General features: G+C 73.7%; 8 protein-coding genes. 5 read left to right on the plus strand and 3 right to left on the minus strand.

The features are described from left to right. Positions 1-28: 28 nt before the first annotated feature. From K7B10_RS03985 to K7B10_RS41180, 3 genes are read right to left on the minus strand one after another with little or no spacing between them, the layout of a single operon-like run. Positions 29-1,075, minus strand: a complete 1,047-nt coding sequence (locus K7B10_RS03985; RefSeq protein WP_229334552.1) for a beta-ketoacyl-ACP synthase 3 — start codon at positions 1,073-1,075, stop codon at positions 29-31. A gap of 13 nt (positions 1,076-1,088) precedes the next feature. Continuing rightward, entirely contained in the window at positions 1,089-2,585 is a 1,497-nt protein-coding gene (locus K7B10_RS03990; protein WP_229334553.1) for a cytochrome P450 family protein, read from the minus strand. Positions 2,586-2,623: 38 nt separating this feature from the next. Then, positions 2,624-4,096, minus strand: a complete 1,473-nt coding sequence (locus K7B10_RS41180; protein ID WP_229334554.1) for a lipase family protein — start codon at positions 4,094-4,096, stop codon at positions 2,624-2,626. 347 nt (positions 4,097-4,443) lie between these two features. On the opposite strand from K7B10_RS41180, the gene K7B10_RS04000 reads away from it, so the two are divergent. From K7B10_RS04000 to K7B10_RS04020, 5 genes are all read left to right on the plus strand, one after another. Beyond that, positions 4,444-5,253: a dienelactone hydrolase family protein gene (locus tag K7B10_RS04000; RefSeq protein WP_229334555.1), complete on the plus strand. Its 810-nt coding sequence runs from the start codon at positions 4,444-4,446 to the stop codon at positions 5,251-5,253. Between the two features lie 81 nt (positions 5,254-5,334). Further along, positions 5,335-7,092, plus strand: a complete 1,758-nt coding sequence (locus tag K7B10_RS04005; protein WP_229334556.1) for an outer membrane protein assembly factor BamB family protein — start codon at positions 5,335-5,337, stop codon at positions 7,090-7,092. Between the two features lie 205 nt (positions 7,093-7,297). Then, positions 7,298-8,788 carry a DUF11 domain-containing protein gene (locus K7B10_RS04010; protein ID WP_229334557.1) on the plus strand — a complete coding sequence of 497 codons (1,491 nt, stop codon included), beginning with the start codon at positions 7,298-7,300 and terminating at the stop codon, positions 8,786-8,788. Beyond that, positions 8,785-10,917, plus strand: a complete 2,133-nt coding sequence (locus K7B10_RS04015) for a DUF11 domain-containing protein (RefSeq protein ID WP_229334558.1) — start codon at positions 8,785-8,787, stop codon at positions 10,915-10,917. The genes K7B10_RS04010 and K7B10_RS04015 overlap by 4 nt, the downstream gene beginning before the upstream one ends. Before the next feature lie 84 nt (positions 10,918-11,001). Further along, positions 11,002-13,098: a DUF11 domain-containing protein gene (locus tag K7B10_RS04020; RefSeq protein ID WP_229334559.1), complete on the plus strand. Its 2,097-nt coding sequence runs from the start codon at positions 11,002-11,004 to the stop codon at positions 13,096-13,098. Positions 13,099-13,137 lie beyond the last annotated feature (39 nt).

Consider the following 13,137-nt stretch of genomic DNA (forward strand, 5'->3'; position numbering starts at 1 on the left):
CGCTCGCGGCGTCCGGGCCGGGGGCGGCTCACCCTCCCTCGGCCACCGCCCGTACGTCGGGCCAGACCAGGGTGGTCGATCCCCAGGCCAGCCCCGCGCCGTACGCGGTGAGCGCCACCCGCAGGCCCGGCCCGAGCGTCCCGGCGGCGGCCGCCTGGGCCAGCAGGACCGGCACCGAGGCCGCCCCGGTGTTCCCGTACGCCTCGATGTGCGACAGCACCTGCTCGGGCGCCAGGCCCAGTTCGGCGGTGAGCCCGTCCAGGATCCGCTGGTTGGCCTGGTGGGCGACCACCAGGTCGAGGTCGCCGAGCCGCCAACCGGCCCGTTCCGCCGCCCGCGTCACGGAGTCGCACATCCCGACGACGGCCTGCTTGAGCACGACGGGCCCGTCCATCCGGAAGTACGGCGAGAACTCCACCTCCGGCTCGGTCAGTTGCCGCTTCCTGGCCCGCGTGCCGCCGCCGGGGACCTCCAGCAGATCCGCCCCCGCGCCATCGCTCCCCAGGTCGAACGGCCCGAACGCACCGGGGGTGCGCGCCTCGCCCGCGCGCAGCACCACCGCTCCCGCCCCGTCGCCGAAGATGGCCGCCGTCAGCCAGTCCCGCGGGTCGAGGAACGCGGTGAACACGTCCGAGGCGACCAGCAGCACACGGTCGAAGGACCCGGCCGTGATCATCGAGGAAGCCACGCACAGGCCGTACGGGAACCCGCTGCAGCCCGATGCCATGTCGAACGCGGGTACCGTGCCCAGACCCAGCCGTGCCGCCACCTCCGGGGCCCCGGCCGGAACGAGCCGGTCCGGGGACGTGGTGACCAGGACGACCGCGTCGACCCGCGACGTCCCGGCCGCCGTCAGCGCGTGCCGGCCCGCTCGCACCGCCAGGTCGACGGTGGCCTCCCCGTCGGCGATGCGCCGGTTCGCCACACCGATGCGGGCGCGGATCCACTCGTCGCCGACGGGGCGTCCGCCGCACAGCTCGGCGTTGGTGAGGACGCGCGGGGGAACGTACGCGCCGAGCCCTGCGAGGACGGCGGCGCGGGCGGGTCCCGGCGGTGGAGGTGCCGAAGTACGCATGGATCCGTCCGCCTCAGTCCGTCAGCCGCTTCGCCGCACGCCGCACGCCGTCGGCGGCCGTGGCGCACCGCTCGGCGTGGTCCAGCAGGACCACGCGGAACCGCTCGCCCTCCTCGTCGGTGTTCCAGCCGCTGTTCCCGGCGCAGGCGGCGAGGCTCTCCGCGTGCCGCTCCAGCCGGTCGGCGCTGGCGTGCGCCAGGGCCCCGTACGCCGCCGGGGCGTAGCCGAAGGCCGAGACGGGCACCGCCGTCGGCAGGGTGACGGTCACCCGGCCGTCGGCCGGCCGGGCGGTGAGGTCCTCCAACGCCACCACCAGCGTCTTCGCATCGAGCGTGTCCGGCAGCCGGTCCGCGGTGAACTGCGGGGCGATCAGCAGCGGGCGCACCGTCTCGGTGACGGCGCGCACGACGTGCTCGGCCACGAGTGCGGCGAACCGCGTCGCCGCGCACCCGGTCGGGGCCCCGCACAGCGGCGGCATCCCCGAGCTGTCCGCCGCGGCCGACGTGCCGGCCTGCGCCCGGTCCGTGCGGTCCTCGCCGTCCAGACCGCGCAGCCAGCCGGGCACGCGCAGGATCTCGGTGCCCGCCTCGACCGCCAGGTCCTGCCAGACGAAGTCCGCGCGTACCGGGTACACGGCCGCGGCCACCGGGGGCCAGCGGCGCAGGGCTTCGGCGACGGCCGTTTCCGGGGTCGCCGCGGCGCCGACGGCGAGCAGGGCCAGCGCCTGGAGCACGGTCTCGGCGGCGGCCCGGGACACCAGCGCGAGCGCGTGCGCGACGGCGGGGCCCGCGGCGTCCGGACCGCTCTCCTCGCGCCCGGAGCCGTGGGCCAGGAGCCGGCCCGTCACGGAGGCGGGGTCCGGGTCGGCCAGGTACGGCGCCAGCCTGCGCCGCAGGGCTTCGGCCCGGCCCTCGTACGACCTGCTGCCGGCGGCCGCCGTGGCACCCGCGAGCACCTCGCCGAGCAGCGTGTCCTCGACCGCCGCGGCTCCGACCACCACGCGCCGGCTCAGCCGCAGCATGCCGCGCTCCCAGTCGGCCCACTCCAGCGTGCCGTCCCCGCGGCGGGCCGCGATCACCCGGTCCACGTCCTCGGCCGGCAGCGCGCCGAGCTCCGCGGCCGGCACGGCCGCGTCGCTGGGCAGTGGCACGTGCGGCGACAGGCCGTACCGCTGCCCGCCGGCCGTGAGGCCGACCGCGGGCGCGAGGGCCCCCGCTTCGTCGGCCGCCGCGAGCAGGCCCGCGGCGTCGGCGGCGGCCAACGGCAGGAGGAACGGCCCGAACGGGGTGCGCAGTCGTACCGGGCGGCCCGAGCGGGTGCGCCGCAGGAACGCCAGCAGCCCGCGCGTCACCCCGTCCCGGGTCAGCATGTCCAGCCCCAGGGCCCGGGCCGGGGCGTCCACCCAGGGCAGCCGCTGGGCGACCATGGCCGCGCTGAACACGGCGTTCTCCAGGGGCCAGGCCGTGGCGGGACGTCGCGCCGCGGTGGCCGGGCTGTCGGCAGTGGTCATCGGTCGGTCTCCCTTGTGGTCCCTTGGGTCACGTGAGGTCACTTGTCGCGCAGCATGTAGGTCTGGTTGCCGACGACTTCGCCGTCGTACGCGCCGATCAGCTTGTTGACCTGGTCCCGGTAGTGCGTGAACTCCCCGCGCAGCGCGTCGGAGTACGCCTGCGGGGCGTGCGACAGCGGGTAGTCGTACGACTCGTCCAGCCAGGCCAGTTCGACCCAGCTCTCGGGGAGGTCGTGAGGCGAGGCCGGTCCGCGCCCGTCCAGTCCCGGAATCACGTCGTGCTTGTTGACGAGGCTGATCACCCGGGTGGTGTGGTCGGCGGGCCGCTTGCCGTCGATCGGAGAGCCGATCGCGATCACGTGGGTGACCCGGTAGGCGGCGCAGACCTCCACGTCGGACGCGAGGTTCATCGCGGTCATCCCGCCGAGGCTGTGTCCGACGATCATGAGCTCCGCGCCGGTGGGCACCCCCGCCCGTCGCAGCAGCTTCTTCGCGGCGCGCGTGTACGTCGTGTCGGTGCGCAGCAGTCCGTCGAACGCGCCGACCAGGTCCTGCGGGGTGCTGTTGCTGAGCAGGCCGAAGCTGGTGCCGGGCAGCAGGAGTACGTACCGTACGGCGCCGTCGGCGCATTCGACACGGCGCAGCAGCACGAGGCCGTGGTTGCCGAGGGCGCCGATGTCGCCCACGTAGCTGACGATGTCGTTGCGGGAGCCTGTGAGCACCTTGGCGAGGATCGGGTCCGGGTCGGTGCGCTCCGCGCGGCCCGGTCCGGGGTTGAGGAACTTCAGGACCGAGCTGGGCAGTCCGAGGATCGGGTCGGTGGTCGGCACGCCCCCGGCGAGCGTCACCCACGAGAAGTCGTCGTTGACCGGATTCTCGTCGAGCAGGCCGAGCAGGGCCAGCAGCTCCATGATCACGGGACTCACCGTGGTCAGCGCGCGCGTCACGCCGAGCAGCTCGATCAGCGCGTACATGGCCCGCGCCGCCTCCAGCCGGTTCCCGGCCACCATCGCGTCGGTGAGCCGGCGGGCGGCCGGGGCGTCGAGGCTGGGATGGTCGACCGCGGCCGCCTTGATCCGCAGGGCGAAGGCGTCCACCGCCATGGCCACCTTGGCGGGCCGGCGGTAGGTCATGTTCCCCGCCATGCGCAGGAGTTCACCGGCCACCCCGCCGTTCGCCCCGAAGCCGAGCCCGGCGGATCCGGTCAGCGCCCGTGCGCAGGAGACGGCCGTGCCGAGGGCCCAGCCGGGGCGCCGCAGCGCCTCCAGCCCGAACCGCCAGCTGAACATCGCGCCGGTCAGCTCCGCGCCGGACTGCTTGGCCGTGAGGGCCGCGTCGGCGAGCAGGACCGAGGCGGCGATCAGGAGTTCGGCGTCGATCCGCTCCGGGGCCGGTTCGGGTTCGGGTGCGGTGGGGGCGGGTACGCGTGCGGGGGCGGCCGGTGCCGCGCCGGGGGCGTCGGCCCCCGGTCCCCTCCGGCCGGGGAGACGCTGAGCCGTTTCATCGACCACCTGAGGCGCCACTTTCGTACCTCTCATCCCTGTGAACGGCTTCGCAGCCTGGCCTGCCCGCTGTGTGCGGGGGAATCGTGGCACCGAACGTGATCCTTTCCGTGCGCCCACCAGCTCCGCCCACCGGCTCCGCACCGGCCCGGACGCGGCCCGCCCCCCTCCCGGACCAGTACTCACGGGCCCGGACGGATCAGACGGGCGCCCAGTTCACCCCGGGGGGTGGGAAGGCTCCGGGAGGATGACCGGGCCCGCGCGCTGTTGACGCGCGCCGATCCGGCCGTCGGCTTGGCATGGACGCGGCGTACAGTCGGCTGCCCGACGCCGGGACCCGACCGAGAGCAGGGGCAATGACAGGCACCGCACCGACTTCCACCCTCGCCGGCTGGCGCCGGGCTCCGTTTTCCGCCGAGGGGCTCACGTACGACTGCTTCGAGAAGGGCGAAGGGCCGGGCGTGGTGCTCCTGCCGGAGCTGCCCGGCATCACGCCCGAGGTGCTCGGGCTCGCCGAACACCTGGTGGACGAGGGGTTCACCGTCGTGATGCCCTCGCTGTTCGGCACGCCGGGCAAGCCCCTGTCCGTGGCCCGGACGGCGGCCGTACTGGCCCGCGTCTGCGTCTCCGCGGAGTTCCGGGCCTTCGCCACGAACGCCAGGCGGCCCGTCGCCGACTACCTCAGGGCCCTCGCCCGCGACCTCGCTGCCCGTACGCCCGCCGCGGGCGTCGGCGTCATCGGCCTTTGTTTCACGGGCGGTTTCGCCCTGGCCGCCGCGGTGGACGACGTCGTCCTGGCCCCCGTGATGAGCCAGCCGTCGGCCCCGATCGCGCTGACCGCCGCCCGCCGCGCGGACGCCGGCGTCTCCGAGGACGAAATGCGGCGCGTCGTCGAGCGCACGCGGAACAACGGCCTCTGCGTGATGGGGCTCCGCTTCAGCGAGGACTGGATGGCCCCGGAGGAGCGGTTCGACACCCTGAGCTCCCGGCTCGGTGAGGCCTTCAAGGTCATCCGGCTCAGCTCGGCCCCCGGGAACGACGACGGCTTCGGCCGCCAGGCCCATGCGGTGCTGACCTTGGAGGTCCGCGAAACCCCGGCGGACCACCCTGCCTTGAGGGCCCGCGCCGAGGTCACCGCCTTCCTGCACGAACGGCTCGACGGCTGACGCGGGCCTGGCCGGCGGCCGGACAGGCCTTCGTCCGGAAATGTGTTCCGGCCGGGTCGGCCCAGCGGCAACACTTGCACCATGACCGGTCGCGACCTCGACGAACTGCCCGACCCTGCACAGCGGTGGCCCGCGGGGCAGGCGTCAGGACCCGCCTCGCCGCCCGCCGTTCAGCCCGGCTACGGCTCCGACTACCGGGCTGCGCCCCCTGGTTCCGGACCCGTGCCCGGCAACCCGTACGCGCAGCCGCTGCCCGTCCCCTCGCCGCCTGCGCCGAGCCCGCCTCCCTTGCCGCCCGGCGGCCACGGGGCTCCGGGCCGACAGCCGGGTTTCGGGGAGCCGTTGCCTCCTCCGGCTCCCGGCAGGAGGGGCGGGAGCCCGTTCCGGGGCCGGCCCGCCGTGCTGATCTCGGCGCTGGTCGCGGGTCTGTTGGTGATCGGCGGCGGCGCGTACGCCCTGGTGGGGGCCGACCGGGAGGAGCCTGCGGCCGGGGCCGGGGCCGGGGGTACGGAATCGGCCGCGCCCTCCGTCTCCCCCTCGGTCGACCGGGGCGACGGCAAGGGCACGGGCCGCGGCCCGGACGAGTACGACCTCAACGCCGGCATCAAGCCGGGCGAGGCCCCGGTCTGGCTGAGCGAGAACAGGACCGAACTACCCGGTCCGGGAGCCTCCCAGTACGGTCCGTGGCGGGTGGGCGACGTGGTGGTCAAGGCCATGTTCAAGGAGGTCACCGCATACGGGGTGACCGATGGCCAGGAGAAGTGGAAGGTCGCGCTGGAGACTCGGACGTGCGCGGTCGCGCCGGCCCCGTCCGCGAACGGAAAGCTGGTCGTCGGACTCAAGTCGAGCGACAGCGAGGGTGCCCGCTGCACCCACCTCCAGCAGATCGACCTGACCACGGGCAAGGCCGGCTGGAAGGTCGAGGTGCCCCAGGAGAACTCTTACGACCTCGCGGTCGAGTTCCGCCTGGCGATCGCCGGCGACACCGTCTCGGTCGCCCGATCGGCCGTCGTGAGCGGCTTCTCCGTCACCGATGGCCGAAAGCTCTTCGGTACGTCGAAGACGGGTGCCTGCTATCCGGCGACCGTCGGCGGGGGCGGCGGGAAGCTGTTCAACGTACGCAGCTGCCCCGACCCGGACGACGCCGCCGGAAAGTCCCGGACCATGATCGAGGAGGCCGACCCGGCTACGGGCGCGCCCAAGTGGAGCTACCAGTACGACAAGGGCTGGAACCTCGGCAGGATCTACTCGGTGGACCCTCTGGTCGTGGCCGCGTACCACTCCGACCGGAAGGTCTGGAACATCACCGCCTTCACCGCCGACGGCAAGATCCGCTCGCAGACGGAGTCCCGGTTCGGCGTCCCCGGCCGGTGCAACGGATGGGGCGACGGGAGCGGCGATCTGCACGGCTGCGTCGGCGCCGTCGTCGATGCCGACACGCTCTACATCGCGGCGGGCAAGCCCGGTCGGGACCTCGGCATCGACACCACGGACGAGGTCGTCGCGCTCGATCTGAACAACGGCGCCGAGAAGTGGCACGCGGCCGCGCCCAAGGGCCGCACCATGTGGCCGCTGGCCGTCGAGGACGGCAAGCTGCTCGTCTACGTCCACTCCGGCGCCGGAGCGGCGGGGGCGGTCGCGGCGGTCCCGGTGGCGAGCGGCGGCGATCCGCAGGTGGTGCTGGCGAGCCCGGACGGCGCCAAGGGCGCCGAGTCCGTCTTCTACCCCAACTTGTCGCGCGTGGCCTGGGCGGGCGGCCGGTTGTTCCTGCTCAACGGCCGGGTGTACAGCCCGAAGCCGTCGGAGGTGAGCCACGCGATCCTCTCCTTCGGCCGGTAACCGGCGTGGCGTCGAGTCCGTGTGCGCGGTGACGGCAGGACGGGCGGTGACGGTGCGTTCGCCGGGAGAGCCAACAGGTTGAATTCGATCACCCGTCAGCCGCAAATGATCACGACCGTCCACTCTTCGGGTCATACGTATGAAGAGATGGTCAAAGTGATCCGCGGTCGCTCTGCCCGCGAGTCTTCGTAGCAAAGGGAGACTGATGCGTCCGTGCACGCTGACGGTGTTCTGCTTCGGTGTCGCGAGCGGGCTCGTGGCCCTGGCACCCGCTGCGGCGATGGCACTCGGCGGCGCCGACGAGGCGCGGCCGCCGGAGCCCGCACCGGCCTCGGCCTCCGCCTCGGCACCTTCTTCACCACCGGCCCCGCCCCCCGCCCCGCCGTCCGTGCCGCCCGCTGCGCCGGAACAGGCCGCGGCGGCCGGCCGGGAAGCCGCGCCGCCGGCCCCCTCGGTCGCCGCGGCGGAACCGGCCGGCCAGGACGAAGGCGCCGACCTCTCCGTCTCCGGGACGCTGCACCCGGCCGGTCCCGCCGCACGCGGCAAGGGCGAGGCGGCGGGCGCGGCCGTACGGGAGACCTTCGACTACGCCGTGACGGTCACCAACCACGGCCCGTCCGACGCCCGGCAGGTGACGGTCACCGACCATCTGCCGCCCGCCCTGGAATTCGTCTCCTCCCGTGACGGGTGCACCGCCTCGGGCCGGACCGTGACCTGCGGCACGCTGGCCGTCCTGCCGGTGAACCGCTCGCACACCTGGGTGATCACCGTCCGGCTCGCGGCCGGGTACCGCGGCGACGGGTCGGACATCGTCAACGAGGCGGTCGTCGGCGCGCAGACGGCCGACCCCGACCAGGCGAACAACAAGACCTCCCTGACGGGCCTGGACGTCCCGCCGAGCGCGCGCGTCGCCGATCTGTCCCTGGAGAAGACCGCGCTGCTCGCGGCCGGGCGCAAGGCCGTCAGACCGGGCGAGAAGTTCGTGTACCTGATCACCGTGCACAACCACGGGCCGGCCACGGCACGGACGGTGCAGGTCAGCGACGTGCTGCCGCCTTCCCTCGCCCTGCTCTCCTCGCCCGACGACTGCGCGGTGCCCAAGGGCGAGGACCGGCTGGTGGTGTGCCCGCCGCAAGAGCGCCTGGAAGCCGGTGCGAAGGCGGAGTTCCGGATCACCGTCAAGGTGAAGGACCAGGGGGCGGGCAGGGACGGAGCGGACCGGGGCGGCGACGGCGGGCGCGCGTGCGTCCCGATCGACAACATCGCCCGTGTCACCTCCGCGACCTTCGACCCCGACCTCGCCGACAACGCCAACAGGCCCGGTACGACCGGCCCCGGCGGCGGGCCCCTGTGCCTGGAGACCGGCAAGGAGGACCACCACGGTCGGAGGCCCGACCACCGCCCGGACGGTCACGGCAACGCCAACGGCAACGGCAACGGTCGTGATGAAGGCCGCGAGAGCGGACACGGCGGCGGACACGAACACGGGCGCGACCACGAAGACGGCGGCGGCCACGGCAACGGCGAGGGCCACGGCGAGCACCTCGCCGACTCCGGCAGCGCGGTCCCGGCCTGGATGCTGCAGGCCCCCGGCGCCCTGGTCGCCGGGGGAGCCGCCCTGCGCGCGGCCGCCGCCCGCCGCCGGGCCCGAAGTGACGGCGGGTCGGACGAGGAGACGGAGAACGCATCCGCATGAGAACGTCCCGCACCGCCTGGTGGCGGCGGGCCGCCGTCGCACTGCTGTGTTCGGCCGGGCTGGTGCTGCCGATCCCGTCGGCGGCGGCGGACACCGCCTCCACCGGCCATCCGAGCGGCAGCACCCTCACCCCCCGGGCGCTCGCCTTCCCCGTGACCGAGACCTTCGACGGCACCACCACCCTCGGCACCACCATCGGCAGCGCCGCCTCCACCGGCGACGGCTGGATGCGGCTGACCTCGGCCACCGCCGGCCAGGCGGGCACCTGGAAGATGAACGACTCGTTCTCCTCCGGGCTCGGCATCGTGGCCGAGTTCACCTACGCCACCTACGGCGGAACCGCCTTCGAGGGCAGACGCGGCGACGGCATGTCGTTCTACCTCGCCGACGGCTCCGCGGCGAACGGGGTCGGCGGCACGGGCGGCGCGCTCGGATACGCCTGCTCGATGATCGCGGGCACCCTCTGCACCGCCAAGTCGGGCGTGCCCGGCGCCTACCTCGGCATCGGGTTGGACGAGTTCGGCAACTTCTCCTCCTCCGGCGTCGGCAACGGCGGGCCCGGGGCGGCACCGAACAAGATCGTGCTGCGCGGCGGCGGGAACGGTTCCACGGGGTACCGCTACGCCACCGCGGCCGACGGGCCGGGCTCGACCGTGGAGACGGGCACCCGGGCCACGTTCCGCACCGTACGGATCGCCCTCCTGCCCGGCGGGACCAAGATGCTGCTGTCGGTCTGGTCGGACAGCGGCCCCGGCACCACCCTGACCAAGCTGATCAGCGACTACGACGTCACCACCATCACCGATCAGCCGAAACTGCCCGGCACGCTCAAGGTCGGGTTCGCCGCCGGGACCGGCAGTGCGACCAACATCCACGAGATCGGCGACCTGAAGATCACCGTGCCGGTCGACCTCACCGTCGGCAAGGCGGTGAACACCGCCACCGTGCCGGCCGGCGGCGGACCGGTCACGTACACCGTCACCGTCTCCAACGGCAGCGCCAACGACGTCACGGGCGCGGTGGTCCGCGACCCGGTCCCCGGCCTGACCGGCGTGACCTGGAAGTGCGCCGCCGGTACGGGCGGCACCTGCGGGCAGGCCTCCGGCAGCGGCAACAGCCTCCACACCACCGCCGACCTGAAACGCGGCGGGTCCGTCACCTACACCCTCACCGGTACGGCCCCGGCCCAGCCCACGACCCTGCGCAACACCGCGACGGTGACCGCCCCCGCCGACCGCACCGACACCAACCCGGCCGACAACACCGCGACCTCGAGCCCGACCACGGTGACCGCCCGGGCCGACGTGGTCGCCGCCAAGGAGGCGCTCGGCACCGGGCCCGTCTTCGCGGGCCGCGAGTTCTCCTACCAGATCACCGCCACCAACCGCGGGCCCTCCGACACCACCGCGGTGGACGCCGTCGACGTACTGCCCGAGGCCCTGCGGTTCGTCTCCTCCCCCGCCGACTGCACGGCGACCGGACGGACCGTCACCTGTCCGGCGCGGGCCGCCCTCGCCGCGGGCGCCGACACGGCCTGGGCGATCCGGGTGCGGCTCGACCCCGCCTACCAGGGTGACGGAAGCGACCTGCTCAACAAGGCCACCGTGCGCCACGCCGTGTCCGATCCGCAGCCGGCGAACAACACCAGCGCCGGCGTCGGACCGCCGGACGGGCTCGCGCCGCCGCAGGCCGACCTCGTCACGGTCAAGACGCCTTCCACCACGAAGCCCGTCGCACCCGGGGAGACGTACGGGTACACGGTGACGGTCACCAACAGGGGCCCCTCCGTCGCCCGCGAGGTCCGGGTCACCGATCCCCTGATCCCGGCCCTCGCCTTCGTCACCTCGGCCGACGGCTGCACGGTCACCGGCACCGGCACCGATCGGACGGTGGGCTGCGGTCCGGTCGCCGAACTGGCTCCGGGGGAAATCCGGACCTGGCATTTCACCGTCCGGCTGGACCCGGCCCACACCGGTGACGGCGGCACCGTCCGGAACACCGCGACCGCGGGCGCGGTCACGTACGACCCGGACTCGCGCAACAACAGCAGTACCGCCGGTGCGCCGGGCGGCACCGTCCGGCCCGCGCAGGCCGATGTGGAACTCGCCAAGCGGGCCACCGCGGGCTGACCCCGCGGCCGCTCCCCCACCGACCGACGACCTTCCGTACAGGGCTCTGTACGGCCGTCCCCGCTGAGAAGGAAACGATGCAGGATGACAACGAGACCTGGTCGCCGGCCGGCGGCGTGGCTGCTGGCCGCGCTGCTCTGCGCGGCTCCGCAGTTCGGCGGCTCGGCGCCCGCCGCGGCCGCGGTCGCGGCCCGGCCACCGGAGCCCGTCGAGGTGACCGTGCGCCACGCCAGGGCGCCGGGTGACCTGATCACCTACACCCTGACCGCGACGAACCGCGGGCCCTCCGTCGCCCGGAACGTCAAGGCCACGGACCGGCTGCCCGAGGGGATCACGTTCGTCGACTCGTCCGACGGCTGCACGGAGACCGACCAGACCGTCACCTGCGGGCCCGAGCCCCAGCTGAACGTGGGCCAGAGCAAGAGCTGGACGTTCCACGCCCGGCTCAGCGCGGCGTACGAGGGCGACGGCAGCGACCTCGGCAACAGCGCCACCGGATCGTCCGACGCCACCGACCCCGCCCCGGACAACAACACGCCCCCGCCCGTCCGGCCGCCGGGGCCCTTCGGCCCGGTCTCGGACCTGGCCACCGTGAAGACCCCGCTGGGCGCGGGACCCACCGTCCCGGGCCAGGAGTTCGAGTACGAGGTCCGCACCACCAACAAGGGCCCGTCCGACGCGCGCAACGTCACGATCACCGACACCCTGCCCGACGGGCTGAGCTACGTCAGTTCCGCCGATCCCTGCCAGGTGACCACCGGACGGACCGTCAGCTGCGGTCCGCGCGCCCGGCTGACCCCCGGTGACTTCGTGGTGTGGACGTTCAAGGTGAAGCTCGACCCCGCGTACTCCGGCGACGGCAGCGATCTGCGCAACACGGCCACCTCGGCCTCCGCTTCGAAGGACCCCGAGCCCGCCGACAACACCTCGCGGCCCGTGCTGCCTCCCGGCGGAGTCACCGTCCCACAGGCAGACGTGTGGATGGCCAAGCGCCCCGCGACCACCACCCCGATCGCGCCCGGACAGACCTTCGACTACGTGCTGACCGCCACCAACGACGGTCCCTCGCGGGCCGTGGACACCACGGTGACCGACGTGCTGCCCGCGCCGCTCGCCTTCGTCGGCTCGACGGACGGCTGCACGGCCGACCACGGCACCGTCACCTGCGGTCCTCTGGCCGTGCTCGACCAGGGCGCGCCGAAGAGCTGGCGGTTCACCGTCCGGCTGGACGGCAACTACACCGGCAACGGATCCGACATCCTCAACACGGCCACCGCGACGTCGGAAACGAAGGACCCCAGGCCCGAGAACAACACCAGCAGCCCGGCGGGCCTGCCCGGCAGCAAGGTCAACAAGCCGACCGCCGACCTCGCCGTGACCAAGGAGGCGGTGGGCAGCAAGCCGCCCAAGCCCGGTGAGACCTTCGACTACCGCATCAGGGTCACCAACAACGGCCCCTCGGCCGACGCGTACAACGTCAAGCTCACGGACAACCTCCCCGAGGGGCTGGCGTACGTGACCTCCTCGCCGACGGGCTGCACCGTCTCGGGGCACATGGTCTCCTGCAAGCGCACCAGCCCCCTGAAGGTCGGCGACTTCACCGAGTACGTCCTGACCGTGCGGGTGGACCCCTCGTACAGCGGGGACGGCAGCGACCTGAGGAACACGGCCAGGGTGACCGCGGACAACATCGACCCCGCGAGCGAGAACGACTCGAGCACGGCCTCCGTCCCCGGCGGCAACGTGGCCGCGCCGTCCGCCGACCTCGCCATCACCAAGAAGCCGGTCCAGACGGTGCCGGTGGCGCCGGGCGAGACCTTCGAGTACGCCCTGACCATCAGCAACACCGGTCCCTCGACGGCGGAGCGGATCACCGTCAGCGACGTGCTTCCGACGGCGCTGAGCTACGTGAGCGGCGATGCCTCCTGCTCCTCCGGCCGTACGGTGACCTGCGGTCCGCTGCCCACCCTCGCCCCCGGGGCGGACGTGACCTGGGTGTTCAAGGTGAAGCTCGACCCGGACTACACGGGCAACGGCTCCGACATCCGCAACACCGCGACCGTGAGCGCGCTGACGGCGGATCCGAACACGGACAACAACACCAGCAGGGCGGCCGGCCCGCCCGGCGGTACCGTCAAGAACCCCACCGCCGACCTGGAAGTGGGCAAGACGACCCCGTAGCGCACCGCACGGGAGCGGCCTTCACGGCCGTTGCACGGC

Origin of the sequence: Streptomyces flavotricini (genome assembly GCF_020639365.1) — a bacterium.
Lineage (GTDB): Bacteria > Actinomycetota > Actinomycetes > Streptomycetales > Streptomycetaceae > Streptomyces > Streptomyces flavotricini.